Here is a 25,750-nt window from a genome sequence, read left to right on the forward strand (position 1 = left end):
CGGCCTGGCCTACGGCTCGGTGGGCTGGCCTACGGCTCGGCTTGCGGCTCGGCTTGCGGCCCGCCTTGCGGCCTGGCCTATGGCCCGCCTTGCGGCCCGGCTGGCGGCCCGGCTTGCGCTCCGCCTGGCGGCCCGGCCTGGCGGCCCGGCCTGCGGTTCGGCTGGCGGCCCGGCCTGCGGCCTGCTGCCTGGCGGCTCGGCTGGCGGCTCGGCCTAGTCGGACTTGTGGCGCTGCATCGCTCGCGAGCTTTCGCCGGAGCTTCGCCTTTGGCTCGTTCCGTCGTCAGGCCTTCGGTCGCGCTCGCGGTGGCCGGGGTCGTCGCGTGGTCGTGCTCCCCGGCTGAGCTGCTCTCGCCTCTGCCGCTGTTCTGAGGCGGATTCTGGGGAAGGGTCGTTTTGTCTGTGGGTGAGACTAGCGTTCGAGTTCAGGCGTGAGTTGAGGGGACGCGACATGGTGGAGTTCCGGGTCGAACGACAGACGCTCGCCGAGGCGGTGTCCTGGGCGGCGCGCACGTTGCCCGCCCGGCCAGCGCTGCCCGTCCTGGCCGGGATGCTCGTCGAGGCCACGGCCGGTGGCGGTCTCATCCTGGCGGGATTCGATTACGAGGTCTCGGCCCGTGCTGAGGTGGAGGCGAACGTCGCCGAGCCGGGTCGCGTTCTCGTGCCGGGCAGGTTGCTCGCCGAGATCGTCCGGAACCTTCCTCCACAGCCTGTGGATTTCTCGACCAAGGGCACGGAGGTCGTGGTCCGCTGCGGCAGCGTCGAGTTCGGGCTGCAGATGATGCCGGTCGAGGACTACCCGACGCTGCCGACCGCCCCCGACCAGGCGGGCACCTTGCGGGGTGACCTGTTCGCCGAGGCGGTCACGCAGGTCACGCCCGCCGCCGGCCGGGACGACACGCTCCCCATGCTGACCGGCGTACGCATCGATTTCGAAGGCGACACGATGTGGCTCGCCTGCACCGACCGCTACAGGATCGCCGCCCGCGAGCTGACCTGGTCGCCGTCGAGCCCCGATTTCACCGCCGGGATCGTCGTCCCCGCCCGTACCCTCGCCGACACGGCCAAGTCCATCCGGGCGGGAGACGAGGTCATGATCGGCCTCTCGGGCAGCGGCGACACCCTGATCGGTGTCGAGAGCGGCGGCCGGAGCATGACCACGCGGCTGCTGGACGAGCAGTACATCAACTACCGCAGCCGGCTCACGGGGGAATGGACCACTGAGGCCCGGGTGCGCACGGCGCCGTTCGCCGAGGCCCTCAAGCGGGTGGCGCTGGTCACCGAGCGCAACACCCCGGTCCGCCTCGCCTTCTCCGCGGACGAGGTGCAGATCCGCGCTGCCTCCGGCGACGCCGCCCGCGCCAACGAGTCCCTGCCGGGCAGCCTGATCGGCGATGAGATCGACATCGCCTTCAGCCCTCACTACCTGCTCGACGGCCTCGCCGGCGTCCACACCGAGTTCGCGCGCCTCCAGTGCACGGGCCCCACCAAGGCCGCGCTCCTCAGCGCCATCCCGGACCGCGAAGGCGATGAGGCCGCCACCGCCCCCGTGGACACCGACGAAGACACAGGCTTCCGCTACCTGGTCATGCCCGTCCGCCTCACCAGCTGACCACCGACCACTGGTCGCGCCGCCAGCGTCATGTCATGTGCCGGCGTGCCGGAGGTCCTGCGGGCCGCGAGTCCGGATTTCTGTGGCCTGGGTCAGTCGCTGGATTGGGCGCTGATCGTGGAGTCGGTGTCCATGGCGGTGGCACGTACCACCTGGTGGGAGCCGACCATGCAGACGCCGTCCGGCACCGACGCGGAGGCCAGCCAGACCGTGCTGTCGCCCATGGGCTGCGGCGAGGTGGCCACGGTCCAGCGGTGGCCGTCGTAGTGGGCGAGTTCGCCGTGGCCGCCCGCGACCCAGACGTCGTCGGGGGCGGTCGCCGTGATCGTGTTGGCGGCGGTGATCGGAGCCTTGACGCGCTTCCACTTCCGGCCGTTCCACTGCAGTACGCGATCACGACCGACCGCCCACGCCTCGTCCGGCGCGATCGCGATCACGTCGGTGAGCGGGAAGCGGGTCGACGGGCAGGGCACGCGGGCCCAGGCTCGTCCGTCGTAGTGCATGATCAGCCCGGCCCGGTCGTCGGCACCGACCGCCCAGACGTCGTCGGGGCCGCTGGCGGACACCGCGAGCAGCTTGCCCTTCGGGATCTGCGGCATCGGCACGGCCTGCCAGTCCGTGCCGGACCAGTGCAGGGCGACCGGCCCCGCCGCGCCCCAGGGGAAGCCGTGACCGACCGCCCAGGCCCCGACCCCCGCTGCCGTCACGTCCGTGAGCACATAGTCGCTGGCCGGCTCGGGAGCGGCAGATGCAGACCAGGACGAACCGTTCCAATGCCGGATCAGCGGGACCTCGGTGCCGCCCAGCCGGTCGTAGCCGCCGCCCACCGCGATGGCCCGTACGGGGCCGGAGGTCAGCGCGATGCCCTGGATGCCCGCGCCGACGAGCGCCGCCTCCGGCTCGGGGCCGGGCGGCACGACCCATGAAGATCCGTCCCAGCGGGCGAGCAGCGGCTGCTGGTCGGCGTGGCCGGCGACCCAGATATCGGTCGGCGACGCGGCGGCCACCGCGGACAGGAGATGCGGCGCGTCGGCGACGGCCGGGTCGATCGGCTGCCAGGTGGTCCCACCGGGGAGGACCATTACCGCGCTTTTCACCCTGGCGCGGTCATGGGTCTCTGGTCGGTTCACCGTTCATAGCCCCTTTGGGGTGAGACGACACCTTTCGAGCGGGATCATCGACCGTCGAAGGGGTTGTTGACAAGCGTCCGCACAATTCCGCAACGATCGGATGGGGATGGTGCGTTCCATCGTCACCGGCACTTCAGGTCACGGGTCCAGTACGGCGAGTGTGAAGCGCACGTCAGCGGCCGTCTCGTTGCCGTACGCATGCGGTCTGTCACCGACGAACACGGCGGCCGTCCCAGCGGCCAGCGTGTCCGCGTGACCGTCTACGTTCAGAGTGAGTATTCCCTCCTGAACGTGGATGAGTTCCTTGGTGCCAGGGATATGGGCCTCGCTTTCCCTGAGCTCGCCTGGCCTGAGCAGCCAGTCCCATAGTTCCAGGGATGGGCGTGGATCGCTGCCCGCAAGGAGAGTTCCGGTGCCGCCGTCCGGGCCGCGCCAGAGCACCACGTGCCGGTCCGGGGGGAACAGCCGGACGAGTGGTTCGTCCCGCACTTGGACGAGCTGTGTCAGGGAGACCCCGAGCGCGTCCGAGACGCGGATCAGCGTGCTGAGATTGGGGTTGCCGCGGCCCTGTTCCAAGCCGACCAGCACACCCTTGCTCACCCCGGCGCGTGCGGCGAGTTCGTCGAGGCTCCAGCCGTGGCGGCCACGCAGGGTCCGCACGGTCCTGGCCACGGCCCCGCCGATCAGTTCCTGCTCGCTCACGCTGCCTCCTGTCCGGGCCCAGATTAGAGGCAGTGGACGTATGGGTCGTTATAGTGCCCTCGGCAGTGCACTAAAATGACCGCATTGCCGATCGATGGAGGGATGCAAGTGCTGGATCAGATCATCGTTGACCAGGCCGTACGGGATCTGCGCCCGGACTTCGCGGTGCTCGCCATCACGGCTGAGGGACTGGTGAACGGGCCGAGCGACGACACCGCGTTCGACTGGCTGGCCGTCGCCGGCGAACGGTCCGGCGACGCCCAGGAGCACCCCCACGTGCTCGCCTGGCGTGAGGCCTACCAGGCCTTCGGTGCCAAGCCGAAGCGGACCAGGCCATCGGTCGACGCCCTGATCCGCCGCGCCGACTCCCTGCCCGCGATCAACAAGGTCGTCGACGCCTACAACGCGGTCAGCGTCGAGTACGTCCTGCCGATCGGCGGCGAGGACCTCGACGGCTACCACGGGGCGGCCCGCCTGGTCCGGGCGGCCGGCGACGAGTCGTTCGACGTCATCGCCAACGGCGAGCCGGCCGTGGAGCATCCCGCGCCGGGCGAGGTGGTCTGGCGGGACGACGAAGGCGTCACCTGCAGGCGGTGGAACTGGCGGCAGTGCATCCGTACGCGCGTCACCGAGGACACCAAGAACGTCCTCTTCCTCCTGGAGCGCCTCGAACCGTACCCGCTTGACCGGCTCCACGAAGCGGGCGACGACCTGGCGGCCCGGCTGCGCGTGATCTCCCCGGACGTCCGGATCCAGAGCCGGCTGATCGGCGCCTAGCGATGGTGACCGTTCTTGCCCTGGGCGCTGCCCTTTCGTACGGCGTGGCCGACTTCCTCGGCGGCGCCGTCGCCCGGCGCTCGACCGCGCTCAAGGCGCTGCTCTGGTGCGTCCCGACCGGGCTGGTGTTCGTCATGATCGCGACCCTGCTGACCGGAGGCACGCCGTCCGTTTCCTCGATGGCGTGGGGGTTCGGAGCGGGAGTGGCCGGCGGCACGGGCCTGATCACGTTCTACCGCGCGCTGGCGCAGGGCCCGATGAGCGTCGTCGCCCCGGTCTCCGCGCTGACCGCGTCCCTCCTGCCGGTCGGCGTCGGCCTGCTCCGCGGCGAACGGCTCGACACCACCGTCCTCCTCGGCGTGCTTCTCTGCCTGGTCGCGATCGGCATGGTGAGCATGGAGGAGAACGGCGAAGAGCGCCAAGCAGCCACCAGCTGGCTGGACAACGGTCCCGTCATGGCCGGGCTGTCCGGAGCCTGCTTCGGCGTCTTCTTCATCCTCCTCAAAGAGGCGGGCGACGGCTCGGGCCTCTGGCCGCTCGTCGCCGCCAGAACAGGCAACCTCGTCGTCATCCTCGTGGCGTTCCTGCTCCTCGCCCGGCTGCGCCCCGACACGGGCCCCAAGGTCTCGGGCCGTCTTCTGATCGGACTGGCCCTGCTCTCGGGCGCCCTCGACGCCGGGGCCAACGCGCTCTACTTCCTCGCGGTCCAGGATGGGATGCTCAGCCTCGCCGCCGTCCTCACCTCGCTCTACCCGGCGGTCACGGTGCTGATGGCGAGGATCGCCTACAGCGAGCGTCTTCGCGCCGTACAGCAGATCGGTCTCGCCATGGCCGCGGCAGGCGTGGCCCTCGTCACGGTCGGCTGATCTCTGACCACGCCTGACTGGGGAACCTGACAGAGAACCCGCGTCTTTTGTGACACATCACACCACTTGTTGGGCCAAATCGTCACAAATACGCTCAGGCCAACCTTGACCCGGGTCACCGCAGTGCAGCTCCTTACGGCCCAGAGGAGGCCCCCCGCATGCTGCGACGCCAAGGCGCGCGAGCCCTGATCGGCACCGCCGCCGTCACCCTCACCCTGTCCATCGCCCCGGCGGCCGACTCCGCCACGTTGCTGGCCACGACCCTCTACTACGACGACACCCAGGCGGCGGAGTTCAAGAGCGCCGTCGCCGCCGGCGCCCAGGCGTGGAACTCCACCGTCACCAACGTCCGCATCCTGAAGGCCCCGGCCGGACGCCGCGCCGAGATCGTGGTCATCGCCGACAACGGCTGGCCGCGAGCCCAGCTCGGCCCGGTCCGCTCCGGTGGACGCGTCACGATCTGGTTCGGCCGCCAGGCCGTCACCCAGGGCTACAACACCACCCGCATCGCCTCGCACGAGATGGGCCACAGCCTCGGCCTCCCCGACCGCAAGCCGGGCCCCTGCTCGTCCCTGATGTCGGGCTCCACCGGCGGCGTCTCCTGCACCAACGCCCTCCCGAACGCCTCCGAACGAGCCGCCGTGAACCGCAACTACGCCGGCACCCGCGCCCCAGCCCCGAGTGGAGGCGTCCTGGTCGACGCCCCCTGACCCTCCAAGTCTCCGTGGGCGAGGCCAGCCCCTCGCCCACGGAGCCCCCCGCCACGTAGTGATCTCGACCGGCTCCCAACACGCCGACCGCGCAGATCCCCTCAACGCCGTCGAGCGAGCGCCCCTTCAACAGACCGTCCGCCGACGTCCATCACGGTGGCGTGGTGATCGCCAAAACAAAAGGGCTGTGGACCTTGAAACGTCAGGTCAACAGCCCTTTGAGGTGGCGGTGGTGGTGGGATTCGAACCCACGGAAGCTTGCACTTCACACGCTTTCGAGGCGTGCGCCCTCGTCCACTAGGCGACACCACCGCGGGAGAGCCTACCCGACTCTGCGGTGCGTGAAGAACTCGGTGAGGAGGGCGGCACACTCGTCGGCCAGGACTCCGGCGAACACCTCGGGGCGGTGGTTGAGACGGCGGTCGCGGACGACGTCCCAGAGGGAGCCGACGGCGCCCGCCTTGAGGTCGATGGCGCCATAGACGATGCGGTCCACACGGGCCTGTACGGAGGCTCCGGCGCACATCGTGCAGGGCTCCAGAGTGACCACCAGCGTGCAGCCGGAGAGGCGCCAGGTGCCGAGTGCGGCGGCGGCTTGGCGCATCGCCACGATCTCGGCGTGGCCGGTGGGATCTGCGGTGCGTTCGCGGTCGTTGTGGCCGGTGCCGATGACCGTGCCGGAGCGGTCGAGAACGAGGGCGCCGACCGGGACCTCGTCCGCCTCGTACGCCAGCCGTGCTTCGGCCAGCGCCCGGCGCATGGCCGGCGCGTACTCCTGCTCCGGTGGGACGAGGTCAGTCACGGAGCCGGTCGAACTCCTCGCCGAAGCCCGCGAGCTCGGCGACCGTCAGCAGCGCGTCACCCGGCATCGCTCGTTCACCGAGCTCGCTGAGGCGCTTGCCGTCCACGCCGAGGTCCTCCATCAGCCCGGGATCGCCTGCGGCGTCGCCGTCGGGCACCTCGCCCACGAGCTGGTGGAACAGCCCGCCCAGGCCGTCCTCGCGTACGGCGGACACGAAGGCGCGCGGGTCGTCCTCGCCGTCCAGCCGGACGACGGCGAACCAGTCGTCGTTCTCCTCGATCAAGAGGATCACCGGGTCGCCGTACGACTCGACGGCGCATTCGCGCATCAGGTCGGCGACGTCGTCGACGCTCTCGGCCTCGGCGAGCATGGCCTCGGCCCCCAGCCAGCCCTGCGGCGTCTGCGCGAAGACGGCGGCGAAATAGGACACGTGGTTATTGTGACCCACCGGGTTGCGCCGAACACACCCTTGGACGCCTGCTTCCGCGGATCAGGCGAAGTCTGGACAATTCCGGACCGGGGTCAGGAGAGTGTGTCCAGGGCTCGTTCGAACGGATGTGCGAAGCCCACGCGTCCGGCGATGCTCAGCAACATCTCGTCCGGGTAGAGCTCCAGGTCGCCAGAGATCGCGCCCAGCTCCATCTCGTCCAACCCGAGGTCGGCGAAGATCGACATATCGCCGACCGGCAGCACCTGGTCGAGCTCCTCGTCCTCCGGGATCGGGATGTCGAGGTAGTCCAGGACCTGCCCGGCCAGCGGCCAGTCCACCGACGCGGTGACATCGGAGAGGAAGACCATCACCTCGTCGCCCAGCAGCCGGATCGCCACGAAGAAGTCATCGCCCACCGAGACGAGGCCGATCGTGCCCCCGAGGCTGGGCTGCTGGCGCAGCGCGTGGATCAGTCCCGTCAGGTCCCCGGTCAGCGCTACCGGGAGGATCTCGGCCTCCCAGCGGTCGTCTTCCCGATACACCACGACGGCGAAGTCCGTCGCGTCCACATCCGTCATTTCCACCCCACCGGCGCGGTTCCTGCCAGGGCATGGTCGCAGATGCAGCGCGCCCTCGCGTACCCCACCCGCAAACTGGCGCATGCGTGGTGAGGAACAGCGCTGGTTCCAGCGCTGCGGTATGAACCTACTTGATCCGGATCAGTGGAGACGGAACGTACGGCGCCGCAACGCCGCATGGATCCGCGCTCGCCGCGCCCGGTGCGGGGTGACTCGCTCCCGCAGTTCACGTGCCTCGGCCAGTTCGCGCAGGAAGATCGCGCGTCGCCGCAGGTGATCACGTACCTGCTCGGGAGATATCGGCGCCGAGTCCTCGTCGCCTGGCTCGTCGTGGTTGTCGCGGTTGTCGCGAGCAGCTTGGCGACTGTCAGAGACACCCGCGGTGTCAGAGCACTCCCCGGCTGATGATGCGGCCTCTGCGGCGGCGGGGGGTGGTGCGGCAGGCGCAGGAGCGGGTTGTGTGCCAGAACGCGACTGCCGAGCAGAAGCCGACTCGGCGCCTTCAGGGGCTTCCGTGGCGTTGGCGGTCTGCGCGGCCCCCATGGTCTGCGCAGCTTCCGAGGCCTCCGTGGTTCGCGCGGCCTCTGCGGCCTCCGCGGCCTCCGTGGGCTTTGCGGTCGGGGTGGGCTCCTCAAAGTAAGCGGACTGCGCGTTGTCCATGGTCTGTGCGGTGTCAGCGGCCTGCCCAGCGTCCGTGGCCTGCGCGGCGTTCGTGGCCTGCGCGGCGTTCGCGGGCTCTGCGGTCGGCGCGGGCTTTGCGGAGTCAGCGGTCTGCTCAGCGTGCGGTGACTGCCGGGGAGCGGCGGAGTTTGTGGTGTCGGTGGTCTGCGCGGTGTCGGCGACCTGCTCGGCGGACGCGGGTTCTGCGGCTTCCGGGGCCTCTGCGGCGTCTGCGGCCTGTGCGGTGGCCTCGGGCTGTCCAGGGGGTGCCTGACGGGGGGACGCGGATGCCGCGCCGTTGGCATGTTGCCCGGCGGACGTGGCCTCTACGGCTGGCGTGGGTGTCGTGGGGTTGCCGGGCTGCGCGGTGGCAGTCGCCTCTGCGGGTGGCTCGGGTTGTGCGGCAGAGGGGGATTCTGCGGTCTCAGCGGGCGCGGTGGACTGCGAGGCCGCGGGTGGCTGCAGGTTGGCTGCCGGGTCGTGACCTAGGCGGCGGACGGTGCGTACTGCACGGGCGGTGGGTACCAGCGTCAGGACGAACGGATCGAGCACGACCGGAATGGCGTCGGCGGCACGTCCGGCCGCATGATCGTCCTCTGCGGTCGGGGTCGAGGCGTCGTCCTGCCGGCCCGTCGGTGCAGGTGGTGACGGGGAGGTGTCGCGGGCCGCGGTGCTACGGGAGGTTCTGATGCGATCTCGGCTCATAACGGCATACTGCCCAGCTCAGGAGACTCGTATCCTCGTGGGTCCGAGATGGAAGGCTACCCGGTGTGGGCTACCGTGAGCCCCATGCAGACCCTCGCCGTGGATCATCCGCTCGTCGCGCACAAACTCACCACGCTGCGGGACGTGCGGACCGATTCGCCCACGTTCCGGCGTCTGGCCGACGAGTTGGTGACCTTGCTCGCGTACGAGGCCACCCGCGACGTTCGTGTCGTCGAGGCCACTGTGGAGACGCCGCTCGCGCCCACTCAGGGCGTTCAACTGGCCAGCCCCAAGCCGCTGGTGGTGCCCATTCTGCGTGCAGGGCTCGGCATGCTCGACGGCATGACCCGCCTGCTGCCCACCGCCGAGGTCGGTTTCCTCGGCATGATCCGCGACGAGGGCACGCTCCAGGCCCAGACGTACGCGACGCGGCTGCCCGACGACCTGTCCGGCCGCCAGTGCTATGTCCTCGACCCGATGCTCGCCACGGGCGGCACGTTGGCGGCGGCGATCCAGCTCCTGCTCGACCGTGGCGCGAACGACGTGACGGCGCTGTGCCTGCTGGCCGCTCCGGAGGGCTTGAAGTACATGGAGCAGGCCTTTGAAGGCACCGAGGTGCCCATCCGGGTCGTGACCGCGGCGGTCGACTCGCACCTCAACGACCTGGGCTTCATCATGCCGGGGCTCGGCGACGCGGGAGACCGTCTGTACGGCGTCGTCTGACCCCACCGATCCGGTCGGCTGAACTGTCCCTGGCGGATGAATGTTCCGGCGGGGAGTCAGAACGCGCCTTGGAGCGATCCACGTTCGTTTCGCGTAGCCCACGCTGGGCGTTCCGCAGGATTCCGATGTTCACCCATGAGTCACCGTGGGTAATAAACTGCTACGGAACGTCAATGATCGTTCCCCTCCGCCGCCCTGGCACAGGGGACCGTTGGACCAGGGTGGCGCGAGCGAGGCTCGAGGAAGCGTGATGGCTCACCTAGGGGATGGCGACCTGCCAGGCTACGAAGAGATCGGCGAGCGGCTTACCGAAGAGTTCGGCGGTGTTCACGCGCCAGAGACTGTTTCACGCTGTGTGGCGGCAGCACGGCACGGTGCCCACGAGGTCACGGGAGCCGCTTCTCCCGACCTGGTCGAACGGATCGCACGCAAGCACCTGCAGGTTCTCGCCACGGTGGCCGCCGAGAAACTGCGCCAGGCATCCCGGACGACACTGGGCAACGCGCCGTAGGGCTTTGCTTTGTCGAGGATCGCGGCTGTGCAAAACTGACCTGGGGTCTGTGGGTCATCGTGGTCCGGGAGGCAGTCGTGCCCGCCAAAAAGTACGTCACATGGGTTGCTGTGGCCTTTGTGGCCTTCTACGTGTTCAAGCAGCCCGAAGGGGCCGCACAATCAGTGAACAACGCCGCCAACGGCCTAGCCAACGCCGCCGACTCGCTGGCGGCCTTCGTCAGCGCGCTCGGCTGAGGTCCTCATGAGACTCGTGACGCCCGGTGACTCAGCGCCGGCGTCGGTAAACAAGTATCTACTTCCGCACGAGACGCAGGTCATCACCGTACGGCGGCACCCCGCGGTGCTCATGTTGCCGGTAGGCCTGGTCCTCGGCGGCCTGATCATCGCGGGCGTGCTGAGCAATACCGTCGCCAGCGACGCGGGTCCCGTCATCAGCGGCATCTGGTGGTGCTGGCTGGCCCTGCTCCTCTGGTTCGTCTGGCGGGTGGCCGAATGGTCGGTCGACTACTTCGTGATCACCAACCAGCGGATGCTCCTGACCACCGGCCTGATCACGCGCAAGGTGGCGATGATGCCGCTGGCCAAGGTCACGGACATGAGCTTCAAGCGGACCATCGCGGGCCGCATGCTCGGGTACGGCGAGTTCGTGCTGGAGTCCGCCGGTCAGGACCAGGCGCTCTCAGCGGTCCCCTACCTGCCCTATCCGGAGCAGCTCTACCTCGAAGTCTGCGAGATGATCTTCCCCAACAAGAACCCCTCTGACGACTGACCACCATCCACAGACCCCGTCCTCCACATTCCTTTACGGGCCGGCTTCGCGCTCGCCGGTCCTGGTGGTCCCGATGTCATGGGTGAACGATCTCTGTCCGCAGGACCAATTCGAGGTTGAACGGGTTCGCGGCGAGGTCCGTACCACCAGGATGAATGGCGAGCCCGGCAGGGCATGAGATGATCACATTCCTTATCGCTTTGTTACTCTCGATGTGCGATAACCCGCAATGTGCAATCATGTCGGCACCCCAGCCGCCTGATTACTTCCGCTAAGTGAGTCCACATGCCGGGTCCAGGCAACGTCGGCGAGCGTGTCCGCAACCTGCGGCTGACCAGACGCCTCTCGCAGGCTCAGCTCGCTGGTCACGACCTCTCAGACAGCTATATCTCGTTGATCGAGTCGGGTAAGCGAACGCCTACACCGACCGTTCTTCGCATGCTGGCCGAAAGGCTCGGGTGCACGCCCGAGTACCTCGCAGAGGGCGTCGAGCCAGAACAACGCGCTCATCTAGAAGTCCGGGAGCGCCATGCGCACCTGGCCCTCCTCGACGGCGATCCCGCCGGCGCGGAGGCGGCCTTCGAGGAGGTTCTCGCACGCAGCGACGACCCCGACCTCACCTCCCGCGCCCGATGGGGCCGCGCCCGCGCGCTCGAAGAGCTGGGCCGCACCGAGGCCGCCATCGCGCTGTTCGAGGAACTCCGCGAGCAGGCCGAACGCGACCCTGGCCGGACCAGCTGGCTGCCTCCGGTGATCGCCCTGGCGCGCTGCTACCACGCAGTCGGAGACCTCGGCCAGGCGATCGCCCTCGGGGAACGCGCTCTCGCCCGCCTCCAGCACCTCGATCTCACCGTGGGGCAGGAGCACACCGAGGCCGGGCGGATCCTTCTCCTTGCCTACGTGGACCGAGCCGACCCAGACCGCGCCCACGCCCTGGGCCGCCGCCTGCTGGCCTCAGACGAGTCCGACGATCAGCTGAGCACGCACTACCGCCGTGCCAGCTCGCGGGCACTGGAGGAGGGCGCCGTCGGCGACGCGCTTTACCTTGCTGAGCAGGCCTTGGCGGTACGAGGCGGAGCGCCGGTGCAGGCCCAGGCACGGCTCAACCTGGCCGCCGCGCGGGCGTTGCTCCGCGGCGTCACACCGTTCAGCGCCGATGGTGTCCCTGAGCCGGAACGTGCCGCAGCCGCCGAAGCGCTCGATCTCCTCAGGGCCACGTCCGTCCTCGAGGGTGCGGAAGCCACCGAGAGCACCATCGAACGGGCCCGCGCGCTCGTTCTCGTCGGCGAACCGGAGCAGGCGATCTCCTCACTCGAAGACTTCCTGGAGACAGGCCTGGTCCTGGCGGCGCCGGTGCACACGCCTCCGACGCCGGAGGCCGGTGCCGACCTCGCCGCCCGCGTTCGCAAGACCGTCCAGGCCCGCCTGGTCCTGGCCCGTGCCCGCATCGCCCAGGACGACCGCACGGCTGCCCTCGTGGTGCTGAACTCGGCCGGAAGCCAGATGAAGGACCTCCCCCCAAGCCGCCCCGCAGCCCATATCTACCGGGAGCTGGGAGAGCTCTTCGAAGCCGCAGGCGAAACGGACGGCGCCGCCAACGCCTACCGCCAAGCCCTGGAAGCCGTAGGCCTACGTCCCTCACGCCCTCAAGCCGCCACCCGCGACCTGGGCCTCGTCTAACCCGCCCCGCGCCGGACCACGGCCGTCGGCAAGGCCGCCGCCCCCGCCGCCCGTGGTCCGCGCCGCCCGGCCCCACCCCCGGGGCGCCCAACTGACAGCAGGCGCGGGCGCCTTAACTGACACAACCACCAAGGCCCCACCAACCGCTTCCTAGCGCCAGCGCGCCCCCTCGGCACACCCAATCCCCACAAACCATCCAGCGCCGCCATCCAGCGCCGCTGCCCCACGCCGTCGTCCCGCCTCGCCGTCCCGTGCCGCTGTCTCGCGCCGCTGTCCCGTGCCGTCGTCCCGTGCCGCTGTTCCGCGTCGCCGTCTCGCGCCGCTGTCACGTATCGCCTTTCGGCGCTGGCGTCCTGGGCTGGTGGCTCCGTATGGGTTTGGGGCGTGGTTACGGTTGGGGTGGGGTTACTCACAGGATGGGTCGGTGAGCTGCGAAAATGCGGGGCCTGGAATTGATGTGGGTGGATTTCGGTCCTAACATGGAGACATGGGATGACTGGCTGACCGGAGGTCAGTGAGTCACGTCTCTACGGGAGAGCTAAGGGGGGAATCATGACGCTGCGCACAGCCCGACGTTCGTCGTTGGTCGAGCAGGTGATCGACCAGCTGCGGGACGAGATCGCGACCGGGGTGTGGGTCGTCGGCGCCAAGATTCCGCCGGAGCCGGTGCTCTCCGAGAGCCTCGGCGTGGGGCGCAACACCGTCCGGGAGGCGGTGCGTGCGCTGACCCATGCGGGGCTTCTGGAGTGCCGTCAGGGGGACGGTACGTACGTTCGCGCCACCAGTGAGCTTTCCGGCGCGGTGCGCCGCAGGCTGGAGACCGCCGAGCTCATCGAGATCCTCGAGGTGCGGCGCGGGCTGGAGGTCGAGGCCGCCCGGCTGGCCGCCGCGCGCCGTACCGACGCCGACATCGCGGCGATCAATGAGGCGCTGGCGCACCGCAACGCCCAGTGGGAGGCCCGCGACCACGCGGCGTTCGTCGAGGCCGACCTGGCGTTCCACATGGCGGTCGTCGAAGCCACTCACAACAAGGTCCTCACCGACCTCTACCGTGACTTCAGCGCGGTGTTGAGGGCGAGCATCGGGGCCGCGGGCAATCTGCTCCAGCATGCCGACATCCCCCACGCGCCGATCGCTGACGCGATCGAGGCGGGGGACGCGGCCGCCGCGGCCCAGGCCACCCATTCCTGCCTGGACGAGATCCTCCGTTCGACGGAGCAGCCGGCCCCGGCTTGACCTCGTTCCTTCACGGCACCGCCCTTGCGAGCGTGCCCACCTTCCACCTGCACGCACCGCGTACGACGAAGGCGACATGAGTTCCTCTGCACGTATCACCCGTCCGACCACGATCTGGATGCTCACCGGCCTGATCCTGCTCACGACCAACCTGCGGGCCGCGATCACCGGCATCGCGCCGGTGCTCGGCGATCTCCAGGACACGTTCGGGCTGTCCGGCGTCGAGGTGAGCATCCTCACCACGCTGCCGGTGCTGTGCCTCGGCGTCTTCGCGTCGGTGGCGCCGTCGTTCGCCCGCTGGTTCGGCACCGAGGTGGCCATCGCCGGCGCACTGGTCTTGATCACGGGTGGGATCGTGCTGCGGGTGGTGCCGTCGTCGCTGGCGCTGTTCGCTGGAACGGTCCTGGCGGGCGCGGGCATCGCGACGGGGAACGTGCTCATGCCCGCGGTCATCAAGCGGCACTTCACCGGCCGGGTGGGCTCACTCACCGGGCTGGCGATGATGCTCATGGCGGCCAGCGGCGCCGTCGCCGCCGGTCTGGCCGTACCGCTGGACGACGCCGGCGGGTGGCGGCTGGCCCTGGCGGTGTGGGCCGTTCCGTCGCTGATCGCCGCGCTCGTGTGGGGGCCGATCGCTCTGCGCAGCCGTCCCGGGCGTGAGTCGCTGGCTCCGGCCACCGAGGTCGGCTCGCTGCTGCGCTCGCCATTGGCCTGGTCGGTGGCTGTGTTCATGGGCATGGCGTCGCTGATGTTCTATGTGCTGATGTCGTGGCTGCCCGAGATCATGCGGGACCACGGATTCGCCGCCGCCGAGGCCGGGATGATGGTCTCGTACATGATGATCATCGGTATCCCGCTCGGCTTCGTGGTCCCCGTGCTGGCCGCACGCGTCCGGGACCAGCGCTTCTTGATCGTCGGTGTCTCCACGGCCATGGTCGTGGGCCTGATCGGCATGCTGGTCGCTCCCGGTGCCGGATGGCTCTGGGTGACCGTGCTCGGTCTCGCCACGGGCAGCGCGTTCCCGCTGGCCTTCACGCTGCTCACCCTGCGTTCATCCAGTCCTGCGGTGGCGGCGCGCCTCTCGGGCATGGCCCAGACAGGTGGCTACCTGCTCGCGGGCTTCGGCCCGCTGGCCGTGGGCGTCCTCCACAGCGTGACCGGTGGATGGGAGGTCTCCCTGGTGCTCCTGCTGGTGCTGGTCGTCCCCGAGACCGTCTTCGGCCTCATGGCGGCCCGCCCCGGCGTCGTTCGCCCGAGCACCGTGCGCTCGGAGGGCTCCTTCGAGCAGGTCATCGAACCCAAGGACATGCCCGTACCGCCTCGCGTGCCCGTCAACGCCCGCTGATCGCCCTCCCCAGACCGGCCAGGGCGAGCACCCCGCTCCGCCCTGGCCTATGACTTGCTTGCTGCGTCCGTACGAGCCAGGGCGACTGGACTGCCGAGCGGTCCGGTGCCTTTGCCCGGCTTTCCGGATAGCGGTCCTTGAGGACGGACGCTCCGCCCTGACCGGTCGTACGCGGGCTCAGCTCGCGCGGAGTCTTGGCCGCGTTGCGACGGGGTGGGCGGCGTCCAGGCTCAAGCTCGGACCGTGGGGCCTGGACGCGTCCAGGCCGGCGGGTCAGCCGGCGTCCATGTCCAGGACACGGGCGTGGAGGACGAGGCGCTGGTGGAGCGCGGCGCGGAGGGCGCGGTGGAGGCCGTCTTCCAGGTAGAGCTCGCCGCGCCACTGGACCACGTGCGGGAAGAGATCTCCGTAGAACGTGGAGTCCTTGGCCAGGAGAGACTGCAGGTCCAGCTCGCGTTTGGTGCTGACGAGCTGGTCCAGACGGACCTGGCGTGGAGGAATCTTGGCCCAGTCCCGGGACGAGAGTCCGTGCTCGGGATAGGGCCGCCCTTCGCCAACCGCCTTGAAGATCACGCCTCAGAGTCTACGGGGTCAGATGCCACCCGAGAAGGTGTGGCCCCGCCGGGGGCCTCCGGTCTCGTAGCTGTCGTGAACCATCGCGCCGCTGCTCAGAGGGTCCGTGGGCGAACGCGTCGGGCTGGACGTAGCCCCCCGAGCACGGTGCTGGATCCTGTCGCCGCCGACCGCCTCGGAGTTGGCGCGGGCGCGGCTTTGCACCAGCGGAGTGCGGCTTGCGCCGACAGTCCGGTGTGGATAGTGCGATGGGTTTTACGCCAGCCGTCCGGTGGGGGATACGCCCCGACGTTCGGGGCGCTTGCGGCGGCGGATTGCGCGACGACGTCGCGCAAAAGACATGGTGTCTGGAATACCGTGATATTTCCGCTCGTGCTGTCAACCGGTTGCGGCTCCGGAGCGTATGTCTTGCGATGTCCACCGTCCTGGGAGCAGGCGTTTGACCGTAGAGGAGTTCGAGGAGTTCTACGCGCATGCGGTCAGGAGCTTGATCGGACAGCTGTTCCTGGTCGCGGGCGACCTCCGGGAAGCCGAAGACGTCGTCCAGGAGGCCTTCGTCCGCGCCTGGGGCGCCCGGCGGAAGCTGGATCGGGAGGGCTCGCCGGAAGCGTGGGTGCGCCTCACGGCGACCCGTTTGGCGATCAGCCGGTGGCGTCGTCGAACGCGTAGTGCCGAGGCGTGGCTGCGCGTCGGCTCGGCCGCGGCCGCGGCTGCGGAACCCGGACCCGATGCGGTCGCCGTCGCGCGGGCACTGCGCAGCCTGCCCGCCCGCCAACGGCTCGCGGTGGTCCTGTTCTACGTCTGTGATCTGCCGGTGGAGCAGGTCGCGGCCGAGGCCGGGATGTCCGCGGGAACGGTGAAGACGCACTTGTCGCGGGGCCGCCGGGCACTGGCTCCGCTCCTCGACGACTCGCTTGAGGAACACGATGTCTGAGCACGAACGGGCCGTGGAGACGGACGAGCGGCTGCGGCGGAGGCTCCAGGCGGCCGCCGGGGCGGGTGCTCAGGCCGCGCGGCCTGTCGAACACCAGCGGATCGAGGTTCTCGGGAGGCGTCGTAAGCGGCGGCATCTGGCCAGTGCGGCGGCCGCCGTCGTGTGTGCCGGGATGGTCGCTCTGTTCGGGACCCTCATGGGCGATGGCGAACGCTCTCAGCCTGCTGTCCCGGTCTCTCCGGCGTCCGAACCATCGCCCTCGGCCAGTCGTTTCGTCACGCCTACGCCCACTCGTACTCGTACACCGTCAGGGACGGTCCTGCCCTCCAAATCCGGATCTCCGACGGCGACCCCGAGAAAGCCGGTGACGCCTCGTTCGAGCGGTTCTGCGAAGTCTTCGCGGAGCCTGGTGGGCCACCGATGACCTACGGCGCTGCGGTCGGAGACCGTTCCGGCGAAACCTCCCAGGAGATCGGCCCGCTTGGGCCCGCCACACCAAGGCCACGGCTGTTCGGCAAGCTGAGGCTGAGAGTTTCGGCTCGCTTTGATCCGTATCTGCTTGCCGCTGCCTTCTTCGCCGCGTACGCGATCGTGTCGATCTCGCGCTACCTGCGGGCGGAATCGCGCTCGTGGGACATGGGGATCTTCGAGCAGGTCGTTCGTTCGTACGCGCATGTGCAGGCACCGATCTCCGACCTCAAGGGGCCGGGCTTCGTGATCCTTGGCGATCACTTCAGCCCCGTGCTGCTGCTGCTCGCCCCGTTCTACCGGCTCTTCCCGACCCCGGTCACACTGCTCGTGGCGCAGGCCCTCCTCGTCGCACTGTCCGTGGTGCCGGTCACGCGTGCGGCCGCGCGCCTGCTGGGGCGCGGAAGCGGTGTGGCGATCGGCGGTGCGTACGGGCTGTCGTGGGGCATCCAGGGCGCGATCGACTTCGACTTCCACGAAATCTGCTTCGCCGTCCCGCTGATCGCGCTCGCCCTCGAAGCCGTGCTGGCCCAACGCTGGCGTTCGGCGCTGCTCTGGGCCTTGCCGCTGCTGCTGGTCAAGGAGGATCTCGGCCTGACCGTCGCCGCCATCGGCCTCATCGTCGCGATCCGAACGCGGCGCGTACACCAGGCCACGGCGCAGATCGCCCTCGCCGTGGCGCTCGTCGGAGTACTGGCGTTCTTCGTCACCGTCGGTGTGATCATCCCGGCGTTCAACGACGGCGGCGGCTACGACTACTGGGCCAAGCTCGAGCCTGAGGAGAACGCCCCAGGCGGCGCCCTCCTGAACGGCGCGGGCGACAAACTGCGGACCCTCCTGTGGCTCCTGGTCCCGACATCGGGCCTGCTTGCGCTACGTTCACCCTTCCTGATCGCCATCGTGCCCACGCTTGCCTGGCGGTTCGCGTCGCAGGACGAGAACCACTGGGGCGTGTTCTGGCACTACGACGCGATCCTGATGCCCATCGTCTTCCTGGCGCTCGTGGACGCGATCCCCCGGACCCGGGTCTCACTCCGGCCTTGGCTGCGCGCGTACGCCTACCACCTGCCCGTCGCCGTCCTCGCCGCCGCGCTCGCCCTCACCACCACGCGGCCTCTCGCCTCGGTCTTCGAGGTGGCCACGTACAAGCCGACGCCCGCGAGCAAGGCCGGTGCCCGGGCTCTGGCCGCGATCCCGGACGGCGCCACCGTCGAGGTCAACGTCCGCCCGATCTCGCAGCTCACGAGGCGATGCCGTGTCCTGTGGTTCGGGAACACCGCAGGCCTCGTGCCCGACTACATCGCGTACTACGACCAGGCCCTGACGGCCGACACCTTGATCGAGTGGGCGAAGCAGATGCACCCCTCCGCCACGTACAAGCTCAAGGTCCACGACACCGGCTACTGGATCCTCCAGCGAACCCGCTGAAGTCACCCGTTGGTGATGACGATCTTGCCTACCTGGGTGTTGGACTCCATGTGCCGGTGGGCCTCGACGATGTCGCCGAGGTCGAAGGTGCGGTCCACCACCGGGCGGAACGCGCCCGTACGGAGGCCGGACGCCACGAACGCCGCGGCACGGCGCAGCCGCGCTGGATCGGTCGTCGTCTCGTAGACCGTGTAGGTACGCATGTTCAGCGCGGGCATGCCGAGCTCGAACCCCGGATAAGGCGTCGCCTCGCCACTCAATGCCCCGTACTCCAGAAGGCTGCCGCCAGGGGCCACGACCTTGGCCAGGTCGAGAACGCCGGGCCCCGCGACGGCATCGAAGACGAACTCGGCACCCCGCCCTCCGGTCAGCGCGCGAACCCGTTCGACCACGTCCTCCTCGTCAGTGACGATCACCTCGGCCGCGCCCTCCTTGAGCAGCGCGTCCTTCTTGGCGGCCGTGCGGGTGAGGGCGATCGGCGTCGTGCCGGCGCGGTTGGCGACGTGGATGGCGGCCAGCCCCACGCTGCTGGACGCCGCGTTCAGCACGACCGTGTCCCCGGCGCGCATCCCGCCGGTCTCGACCAGCGCGCCGTAGGCCGTGAGGTAGGGCATCCAGACCGCAGCGCCCTCGACCGCGTCGATCCCCTCGGGCCGGTGGACGACCGCCGCCGCGGGTACGATCGCCCGCTCGGCGTAGACGCCATAGTCGTTCTGCGAGAACGCGGGGACGACGCTCACCGGCTGCCCAGGCTCGAATCCCGCGACGCCCTCGCCGACAGCCTCGATCTCGCCGGCGGCCTCGGTGCCCAGCATGGCCGGGAACCGCCTCACCGCCTCGATGTAGTGGCCGCTCCGGAACAACGCTTCGGCCCGGTTGAGCCCGATCGCATCCACGCGTAGGCGCACCTCGCCGGGCCCAGGGTCGCCGACCTCCACATCCTCAAGCCGCAACACCTCAGGCCCGCCGAGCTCGTGGAACAACACCGTCTTGGCCATCACGCATCTTCCCTTCGGTCGTAGGAGATCGAATAGAACCCCTAAGTACGATGATTGTCAAACTTTGACGGTCATCGTACTTTGATTGCTGTCGTACTATAGGGCGATGGACGACGTGCAGACGATCACGCTTCAACGGGTGCTGGAGGCCCTCGTCGACCCAGTGCGGCGGAGCATCGTGACGCAGCTCTGCGAGACCTCCGTGGATCTCAAGTGCGGCTCGTTCGACCTGCCCGTGAGCAAGTCCACGGCCACGCACCACTTCCGCGTGCTCCGCGAGGCAGGCCTGATCCACCAGTACTACGTAGGCACCTCGCGAATGAACACCCTGAGGCGCGCCGAGATCGACGAAGCCTTCCCCGGCCTCCTAGACGCACTGGTGACCGCAGACCAAAAAGCCACACCCGTCCCCCACTAGCCCACACCACCGGCACGCGAACCCCTGGCGCACACCTCTTGGTGGGGCTCTTTCCGGCCAGGAGGGCAACTGCTTAGCTCTGCATGCCGGGAGCGATGGGGCCGCGGGTTACGCACCCTGCTGGTCTGAAGGTTGATATAGCGCCTTGTCCTTGACTGTGACGTGTGTGATCGGCTGAAGGTCAGGGAGGTCGAACGTGCCCGCCCCGTGGAAGTCACGGAAGCCTGCGGCGCCCTCGTACTGGGTTGTGAGAAAGACGCTCTTGGTGTCGTCGTCGTTGGTCATCGAGGCCGCCCAGACGAGCGCGGTCGGCGGTGTGCCGGTCTCCTCGAGTGCTGCCAGGACTTCCCCTTGGCCGCCGCGCTCGCTGTAGAGCTTGACAGTCACGAGTACCTCCTTGGTGATCCTGACGATCACCCTCTGCGAGGCTGCGAGGCCTGTCAACGGCTCGTTCTCTGGCGTGGATCAGAGGGGCTGGGCCGCTCGATCGAGTTCTGCGAGTGCATGCCGCATAAGGGATCGCTCGAACTGCTGAGGATCATCTTGATCGGGCCGGTACCCGGCCATGTGCGCGTGCACCGAGGCGAACCAGGTTTCGAGGTGCTCCCGTTGAGCTGCATCGATGCGTTCGCGGGACAGCGCATAGTCCGCGAAGAGTGTGAATTCCTTGTGCATGAGATCGGGCTTGGGCCGCTGAGGGTTGACCCAGTCGTCTGTCGCAACTGGGCGGAGCCTGATGTTCAGATCGTGCCAGTGCAGCAGGATCGCGAGATCGGATGTGAAGTCGTCGGGAAGTTCGGTTGGCCAGAGTTCGCGGAGTGCTGCGCGCTGTCCTGACCACGGCGTAGAGCCCAGGGTCGGGAGGAGCTCCGGGAAAATCCTTCCGGCCAGCGGTGCGAAGAACCCGAACAACCAGAGCTGTGGATAAATGGGACGCCAGTACAAGTCCGCGATCGTGGCGTGTGCTACCCCTTGAAGGATTGGTTTGACCAGCCCCACAGCCAACGGTTCGTCACCCAGATACCGGAAATCGCCATCGATCAGGCAGACGACGTCCGAGCTGCTGGCCTTGATGCCCGCCGTCATGGCGTTGCCCTTGCCCGCCGGGGATTCCACGATGTGCGCGCCAGCCTGGGCTGCGAGGTCGGCGGTGGCATCGGTGCAGCCGCTGGCAGAGACGATGACCTCGCCGTCCACTCCGAGCAATTCGATTGCACGGAAGGCCTCGCGCGTAACCTTGCCTACCGTCTCCTCTTCGTTGTGAGCCGGAATGACTATGGAGACCGTTCCATTCTTCAGGTTTTCAAGTGAGCGTGGCGAATTGACGTCGATAATTCCCAGTGCCGGATCGATCCATGGTCTCGTCGTCATTCCTTCTCCAGTGAGGGAGATTGTCGCGAAGCACAGCATCGGGGCCTTGCTCAAGTTGGGGCGTGCTGGAGCTTCCGTGCCTGGTCCAAGGCTGGCCGCCGCACCATCGGCCTGCCCGCGTCCTCGGTCACCCTCCTCAAAGGCCCAGAAGAGCAAGCAGGCCGCTGAACGTGATCAAGCCCGTGAGCTCTGGCATACGTGTTCACCGAACCGGACGGCAAGCCTCTCAACACGCACACCGACTACCACGAGGGGAAAGCCTCCTTGAAACGGCCGGACGCCGCGAGACACGGCGCACTGCGGCCCCGGTGCTTTTGATCTTCGGCGCCAACGCCCTACGACCATGTCGATCATGGGATCGTCCAGCGCGTTGATGACCAGGCGCCACCAGCACATGTGAGACGACGTTGCGTCCGCGTCGGGGGTCTCTTCTGGGCGCCCTGTGAAGATCGGGATGAGGGGCGTCGGGGGCCCGCCGGAGGGTGCCGCCACGGTGGCCTGAAGGCGCTACTGAGATCCAAACTGAGACCCAACGCGATGAGGGCGGCACCTGGGGGTGCCGCCCTCATCGCTTTTTGCCTGCTTAGAGACGCGGAGGATACGAGATTCGAACTCGTGAGGGGTTGCCCCCAACACGCTTTCCAAGCGTGCGCCCTAGGCCACTAGGCGAATCCTCCGCCGTAGAGACTACCGGGTCTCAGGCACTGGTCGGACATCAATAACGGCCGTGAGCGGGATCGGGCCGTAGATGTGGGGGAAGAGTTGCCCGTCGGCCGGCTCGTACCGCACCTCGGCGTCCAGACGGGAGACGTCGATCGTGAGAAGGAGCAGGTCTGAACGGTCTACGGCGGTGTAGAAGCGGCCGAGAACGCCCTCGACCTGGGACAGGCCGGAGGAGCAGTGGATGAAGCCCTCCTCGGCGAGCGTTCGGCCGAGAGTCGACATGGCGTACGACACTCCCGCCGTCCGGGCCGCTTCCCAATGGCGGCGTTCGGCGATGTGGAGGAGCGTCTCCTGCGGGATTGCAGCGGGTCGGTCGGGCATGGGGCTGGAGCCTACGCGGGAAGCGTGCATATCAGGGGCCGGGGATGCCATAGACTCTCAGCAGACCCCTCGCACGGCGTCACCCTGTGAACCTCCCCAGGGCCGGAAGGCAGCAAGGATAAGCAGGCTCTGGCGGGTGTGCGGGGGGTCCCTTCGCTTCTGACGCTCTGCTTCTCGAGGGAGGGCGGACCTCGTGAGTCTGGCTCTGTACCGCAAGTACCGGCCAGCGACGTTCGCCGAGCTCAAAGGGCAGGAGCACGTCGCTGAGCCGCTGCAGCAGGCGCTGCGCAACGGCCGGATCAACCACGCATACCTCTTCAGCGGGCCGCGCGGGTGTGGCAAGACCTCCAGTGCGCGGATCTTGGCCCGTTCGCTGAACTGCGAGCAGGGCCCGACCCCGGATCCCTGCGGCAAGTGCGACTCGTGCGTCGCGCTGGGACCCACGGGCAACGGGCACATCGACGTCATCGAGATCGACGCGGCCTCGCACGGAGGCGTGGACGATGCTCGTGATCTTCGGGAACGGGCCTTCTTCGCCCCGGTTTCGGCGCGCTTCAAGGTGTACATCATCGATGAGGCGCACATGGTCACCCGCGAGGGCTTCAACGCGCTGCTGAAGCTCGTCGAAGAGCCGCCGCCGCACCTGAAGTTCGTCTTCGCGACCACCGAGCCGGAGAAGGTCATCGGGACGATCAGGTCCCGGACGCACCACTACCCGTTCCGGTTGATCCCTCCGAGCGTGCTCCAGGAGCTCGTTGAGGAGATCCTGAAGCACGAGGGCGTGCCGTACGAGGCGAACGCACTGCCGTTGGCCGTACGGGCGGGCGCCGGCTCGGCCCGCGACACGCTGTCGATCCTTGACCAGTTGCTGGCGGGCTCGGACGAGGCGGGCATCACGTACGCCAGAGCGGTTTCGCTGCTCGGCTACACCGATTCCTCCCTTCTGGACGAGGTGGTCGCCGCGTTCGCCGCCCGCGACGGCGGCAAGGTCTTTGCCTCCATCGATCGGGTGATCGAGAGCGGCCAGGACCCGCGCCGGTTCACTGCCGACCTGCTCGAACGCGTTCGTGATCTGGTGATCTTGTCGAACGTGCCGGAGGCGGGCGGCTCGGGGCTGCTGAACGTACCGGCGGACGAGCTGGAGCACATGCAGCGCCAGGCCGGCCTGCTGGGGCCCGGTGAGCTCGCCCGTGCGGCGGACCTCCTGCACACGGGACTGACCGAGATGCGGGGGGCGACCTCGCCGAGGTTGCTGCTGGAGTTGGTGTGTGCGCGCATCCTCCTTCCGGCGGCGTATGAGGACGAGGCCTCGATGTTTGCGCGGCTGGACCGCTTGGAGCGCCAGGTGGCGCAAGGCGGCTTCCAGCCAGCGCCAGGGGGTTTCCAGGGAACGCCGGGAGGCCTCCAGGGCGGCGCCTCCGCGCCTATCGTCAACCACCCAGGTGGGGCGACAGAAGTGGAACGGGATTCTGTGGATAACTCCGCAGGATCGCCTGCCGCATCGTCTGCGGTGCGCTCTCCTGCGTCTGCCGCCTCTGCTCATGCTGCAGCCGGCGCCTCTTCTCCTGCTGTGCCTGCCGCCTCTGCGCCTGCTCCTGCGCGTCCTGCGCCTGCCGCGCCTCCTGCCTCCGCTCGTCCTGCGGCGCCTGCCGCGCAAGCCGGTTCTGCTGGCTCTGCGGGGGGCGGTGGATCTGCGGCTCCTGCTGTGCGTGGGGCCGCTGCCACCGCTGCCACCGCTGCCACCGCTGCTACTGCGGCGGCCAGCGCTGCCCCGGCTGAGGCCAGTCCTGCTCCGGCAGCGGGTGGAGGCATGGACATCGCCGCCGTTCAGCAGTTGTGGCCGGACATCGTCGAGGCCGTCAAGCAGAAGAGCCGGGTCGCCTGGATGGTGATCATGAACGGGGTGCGGCCGCTCTCGCTCGACGGGAACATGCTCACGCTGTCGTTCGAGGCCGAGGGCGCTCGCACGAACTTCGCGAACGGCGGCCGCGACGCGGTGCTCCGCGAGGTTCTCAAAGAACGTATGGGCGTCGACTGGCGGATCGACACCGTCGTCGGAGGCGCCGCGCCCGCTGGAGGACGTCCTGGCGGACCGGCGGGACGCCCGTCCAACTCGCCGGGGCAGGGGTCCCCGCCGCCCCAGGCCGGTTTCTCGAACGCCGCGACGGCCGCTCCGCCTCGTTCAGGATCGGGGCCGTTGCCATCCGCGCCCCCAGCCGAGCCGACTCCACCATCCGGCCCCTCGGCATCGGCGCACTCGGCTCCGGCCACGTCACGTCCCGTACCGCAGCCGGGGCCGTCCAGGGATGACGCTCCGCCCCCTCCCGAGCCGCCCATCGACGAGAGCGACGAGGTGGATCCCGAGGGTGACGCGGACGCCGACGGGACGGAGGCCGAGGTCAGCGGCATGGCTCTGATCCAGCGCGAGCTGGGCGGCCAGATCATCCGCGAGATCGACAATTCCTGACCCGGGCGGCCACTCCTGATCCGGGGCGATCCGGAACGAGAGCGGCTGATCTGGATGAGAGCGGCTGGTCCGGACTAGAGCGGCGGCTCCTGCTCAAGACCCGGCTGGGTGACCGCCATGCGTGTTGTTCGTGTCGTCTCCGGGGAGCCGCGCGGGTGTGTCTTTGAGCTCATATCCCGGGCAGACGGAACCGAGTTGTGGATGTTGCGCGTTTTCCGGCCTGAAAGGCATCGATAGCCGAACATTGCCGACGTCAGACCAGACACCGGCGCCGGTACGTACCGCACGACGCCCGAAACCCGTAGTCTCGGGGAGACGACAGACGTCCGTGGTCGACGGGTCGCCGAGAAGAAGGCCCGCAAGGGCCGGAAGGAACGGAGAAACCGTGGAACCCGGTGGTCAGCTGAACATCCAGGAGCTGTTGCAGCAGGCGCAGAAGATGCAGGAGCAGCTCTTCGCCGCGCAGCAGGAGCTCGCGGAGGCCGAGGTGGAGGGCACCGCGGGCGGCGGTCTCGTCAAGGCGACGGTCAACGGCCAGGGCGAGGTCACGGGGATCACCATCGACCCGAAGGCCATCGACGTCGACGACCCGTCGGACACCGCGGAGACGGTCGCCGATCTGGTGCTGGCCGCGATCCGTGACGCGGGTCGTGCCGCCCAGGAGCTGCAGCAGGAGAAGATGGGTCCGCTCGCCGAGGGCCTCGGCGGTGGCGGCATCCCGGGCCTGCCCGGTGGTGGCGGCCTGCCTGGCGCTCCCGGCGGTCCGGGCGGATTGCCCGGATTCTGAACGAACCGATGAACGTCTCGTCCC

General features: G+C 68.8%; 27 protein-coding genes, 2 tRNA genes and 1 other RNA gene. 17 read left to right on the forward strand and 13 right to left on the reverse strand.

Features of this window, described 5'->3' with window-relative positions:
• The first annotated feature begins 451 nt into the window (after positions 1–451).
• Entirely contained in the window at positions 452–1,612 is a 1,161-nt protein-coding gene (dnaN, locus tag F8566_RS43595) for a DNA polymerase III subunit beta (RefSeq protein WP_225994063.1), read from the forward strand.
• A gap of 92 nt (positions 1,613–1,704) precedes the next feature.
• On the opposite strand, the gene F8566_RS43600 is transcribed toward dnaN, so the two are convergent.
• Both F8566_RS43600 and F8566_RS43605 read right to left on the reverse strand, forming a co-directional pair.
• Positions 1,705–2,709, reverse strand: a complete 1,005-nt coding sequence (locus F8566_RS43600; RefSeq protein ID WP_151569226.1) for a beta propeller repeat protein — start codon at positions 2,707–2,709, stop codon at positions 1,705–1,707.
• Positions 2,710–2,880: 171 nt separating this feature from the next.
• On the reverse strand, positions 2,881–3,444 hold the full coding sequence (locus F8566_RS43605) for a helix-turn-helix domain-containing protein (protein WP_151569227.1): 564 nt from the start codon (positions 3,442–3,444) through the stop codon (positions 2,881–2,883).
• Positions 3,445–3,552: 108 nt separating this feature from the next.
• Between F8566_RS43605 and F8566_RS43610 the strand changes: the two genes are divergently transcribed.
• The 3 genes from F8566_RS43610 to F8566_RS43620 all read left to right on the forward strand — a co-directional run bounded on the left by F8566_RS43610 (position 3,553) and on the right by F8566_RS43620 (position 5,797).
• Positions 3,553–4,221 (forward strand): B3/B4 domain-containing protein, encoded by a 669-nt coding sequence (locus tag F8566_RS43610; protein ID WP_151569229.1) that lies wholly within the window; start codon positions 3,553–3,555, stop codon positions 4,219–4,221.
• Positions 4,222–4,223: 2 nt separating this feature from the next.
• Positions 4,224–5,087 carry a DMT family transporter gene (locus tag F8566_RS43615; protein ID WP_151569231.1) on the forward strand — a complete coding sequence of 288 codons (864 nt, stop codon included), beginning with the start codon at positions 4,224–4,226 and terminating at the stop codon, positions 5,085–5,087.
• A 158-nt stretch (positions 5,088–5,245) separates the two neighbouring features.
• Positions 5,246–5,797, forward strand: coding sequence for a snapalysin family zinc-dependent metalloprotease (locus tag F8566_RS43620; RefSeq protein WP_151569233.1), 552 nt, complete (start codon positions 5,246–5,248; stop codon positions 5,795–5,797).
• 224 nt (positions 5,798–6,021) lie between these two features.
• Here F8566_RS43620 and F8566_RS43625 read toward each other — a convergent pair.
• From F8566_RS43625 to F8566_RS43645, 5 genes are all read right to left on the reverse strand, one after another.
• Positions 6,022–6,109 (reverse strand) — tRNA-Ser (locus F8566_RS43625).
• Positions 6,110–6,119: 10 nt separating this feature from the next.
• The gene (tadA, locus tag F8566_RS43630; protein WP_151569412.1) at positions 6,120–6,557 is read right to left on the reverse strand and encodes a tRNA adenosine(34) deaminase TadA; all 438 of its coding nucleotides are present in this window, start codon (positions 6,555–6,557) and stop codon (positions 6,120–6,122) included.
• Positions 6,558–6,591: 34 nt separating this feature from the next.
• On the reverse strand, positions 6,592–7,029 hold the full coding sequence (locus tag F8566_RS43635) for a tRNA adenosine deaminase-associated protein (protein WP_151569235.1): 438 nt from the start codon (positions 7,027–7,029) through the stop codon (positions 6,592–6,594).
• A gap of 92 nt (positions 7,030–7,121) precedes the next feature.
• Positions 7,122–7,607 (reverse strand): tRNA adenosine deaminase-associated protein, encoded by a 486-nt coding sequence (locus F8566_RS43640; RefSeq protein WP_151569237.1) that lies wholly within the window; start codon positions 7,605–7,607, stop codon positions 7,122–7,124.
• Between the two features lie 141 nt (positions 7,608–7,748).
• A complete protein-coding gene (locus tag F8566_RS43645) occupies positions 7,749–8,972 on the reverse strand; it encodes a hypothetical protein (RefSeq protein WP_151569239.1) in 1,224 nt (407 codons plus the stop codon).
• 84 nt (positions 8,973–9,056) lie between these two features.
• On the opposite strand from F8566_RS43645, the gene upp reads away from it, so the two are divergent.
• The 7 genes from upp (at position 9,057) to F8566_RS43675 (ending at position 15,238) form a co-directional block, all read left to right on the forward strand.
• Positions 9,057–9,695, forward strand: a complete 639-nt coding sequence (gene upp / locus F8566_RS43650; RefSeq protein WP_151569241.1) for a uracil phosphoribosyltransferase — start codon at positions 9,057–9,059, stop codon at positions 9,693–9,695.
• A 250-nt stretch (positions 9,696–9,945) separates the two neighbouring features.
• Positions 9,946–10,206, forward strand: coding sequence for a hypothetical protein (locus F8566_RS43655; protein WP_151569243.1), 261 nt, complete (start codon positions 9,946–9,948; stop codon positions 10,204–10,206).
• A gap of 77 nt (positions 10,207–10,283) precedes the next feature.
• Positions 10,284–10,442 carry a hypothetical protein gene (locus tag F8566_RS50520; RefSeq protein ID WP_192810169.1) on the forward strand — a complete coding sequence of 53 codons (159 nt, stop codon included), beginning with the start codon at positions 10,284–10,286 and terminating at the stop codon, positions 10,440–10,442.
• A 7-nt stretch (positions 10,443–10,449) separates the two neighbouring features.
• Complete coding sequence (locus tag F8566_RS43660; protein ID WP_151569245.1) at positions 10,450–10,977, forward strand: PH domain-containing protein; 528 nt, start codon at positions 10,450–10,452, stop codon at positions 10,975–10,977.
• A gap of 285 nt (positions 10,978–11,262) precedes the next feature.
• On the forward strand, positions 11,263–12,657 hold the full coding sequence (locus F8566_RS43665; protein WP_151569247.1) for a helix-turn-helix domain-containing protein: 1,395 nt from the start codon (positions 11,263–11,265) through the stop codon (positions 12,655–12,657).
• 552 nt (positions 12,658–13,209) lie between these two features.
• On the forward strand, positions 13,210–13,893 hold the full coding sequence (locus F8566_RS43670; protein ID WP_151569250.1) for a FadR/GntR family transcriptional regulator: 684 nt from the start codon (positions 13,210–13,212) through the stop codon (positions 13,891–13,893).
• 76 nt (positions 13,894–13,969) lie between these two features.
• Complete coding sequence (locus F8566_RS43675) at positions 13,970–15,238, forward strand: CynX/NimT family MFS transporter (protein ID WP_151569253.1); 1,269 nt, start codon at positions 13,970–13,972, stop codon at positions 15,236–15,238.
• 273 nt (positions 15,239–15,511) lie between these two features.
• On the opposite strand, the gene F8566_RS43680 is transcribed toward F8566_RS43675, so the two are convergent.
• Positions 15,512–15,811 carry a type II toxin-antitoxin system VapB family antitoxin gene (locus tag F8566_RS43680; protein WP_151569255.1) on the reverse strand — a complete coding sequence of 100 codons (300 nt, stop codon included), beginning with the start codon at positions 15,809–15,811 and terminating at the stop codon, positions 15,512–15,514.
• Between the two features lie 439 nt (positions 15,812–16,250).
• Here F8566_RS43680 and F8566_RS43685 point away from each other — a divergent pair, with 439 nt between their 5' ends.
• Positions 16,251–16,745, forward strand: a complete 495-nt coding sequence (locus F8566_RS43685; protein WP_151569257.1) for a SigE family RNA polymerase sigma factor — start codon at positions 16,251–16,253, stop codon at positions 16,743–16,745.
• A gap of 420 nt (positions 16,746–17,165) precedes the next feature.
• A complete protein-coding gene (locus F8566_RS43690) occupies positions 17,166–18,641 on the forward strand; it encodes a DUF2079 domain-containing protein (protein ID WP_151569259.1) in 1,476 nt (491 codons plus the stop codon).
• A 2-nt stretch (positions 18,642–18,643) separates the two neighbouring features.
• Here the strand turns inward: F8566_RS43690 and F8566_RS43695 are convergent, their stop codons facing one another.
• Positions 18,644–19,639, reverse strand: a complete 996-nt coding sequence (locus F8566_RS43695) for a zinc-dependent alcohol dehydrogenase family protein (protein WP_151569261.1) — start codon at positions 19,637–19,639, stop codon at positions 18,644–18,646.
• Between the two features lie 106 nt (positions 19,640–19,745).
• Here F8566_RS43695 and F8566_RS43700 point away from each other — a divergent pair, with 106 nt between their 5' ends.
• Positions 19,746–20,057 carry an ArsR/SmtB family transcription factor gene (locus F8566_RS43700; protein WP_151569262.1) on the forward strand — a complete coding sequence of 104 codons (312 nt, stop codon included), beginning with the start codon at positions 19,746–19,748 and terminating at the stop codon, positions 20,055–20,057.
• 108 nt (positions 20,058–20,165) lie between these two features.
• Here the strand turns inward: F8566_RS43700 and F8566_RS43705 are convergent, their stop codons facing one another.
• The 4 genes from F8566_RS43705 to F8566_RS43720 form a co-directional block, all read right to left on the reverse strand.
• Positions 20,166–20,444 (reverse strand): hypothetical protein, encoded by a 279-nt coding sequence (locus tag F8566_RS43705; RefSeq protein WP_151569264.1) that lies wholly within the window; start codon positions 20,442–20,444, stop codon positions 20,166–20,168.
• Positions 20,445–20,522: 78 nt separating this feature from the next.
• Positions 20,523–21,428 carry a glycosyltransferase gene (locus F8566_RS43710; protein ID WP_151569266.1) on the reverse strand — a complete coding sequence of 302 codons (906 nt, stop codon included), beginning with the start codon at positions 21,426–21,428 and terminating at the stop codon, positions 20,523–20,525.
• Positions 21,429–22,020: 592 nt separating this feature from the next.
• Positions 22,021–22,105: transfer RNA gene (locus tag F8566_RS43715), tRNA-Ser, on the reverse strand.
• Positions 22,106–22,115: 10 nt separating this feature from the next.
• Positions 22,116–22,472, reverse strand: coding sequence for a DUF952 domain-containing protein (locus tag F8566_RS43720; protein WP_151569268.1), 357 nt, complete (start codon positions 22,470–22,472; stop codon positions 22,116–22,118).
• 60 nt (positions 22,473–22,532) lie between these two features.
• Between F8566_RS43720 and ffs the strand changes: the two genes are divergently transcribed.
• The 3 genes from ffs (at position 22,533) to F8566_RS43735 (ending at position 25,726) form a co-directional block, all read left to right on the forward strand.
• An RNA gene (ffs, locus tag F8566_RS43725) (signal recognition particle sRNA small type) lies at positions 22,533–22,628 on the forward strand.
• Positions 22,629–22,665: 37 nt separating this feature from the next.
• Positions 22,666–24,939 carry a DNA polymerase III subunit gamma and tau gene (locus F8566_RS43730; protein ID WP_151569270.1) on the forward strand — a complete coding sequence of 758 codons (2,274 nt, stop codon included), beginning with the start codon at positions 22,666–22,668 and terminating at the stop codon, positions 24,937–24,939.
• A gap of 385 nt (positions 24,940–25,324) precedes the next feature.
• Positions 25,325–25,726 carry a YbaB/EbfC family nucleoid-associated protein gene (locus tag F8566_RS43735; protein WP_151569272.1) on the forward strand — a complete coding sequence of 134 codons (402 nt, stop codon included), beginning with the start codon at positions 25,325–25,327 and terminating at the stop codon, positions 25,724–25,726.
• Positions 25,727–25,750 lie beyond the last annotated feature (24 nt).

It is taken from the genome of Actinomadura rudentiformis (genome assembly GCF_008923185.1).
GTDB lineage: Bacteria > Actinomycetota > Actinomycetes > Streptosporangiales > Streptosporangiaceae > Spirillospora > Spirillospora rudentiformis.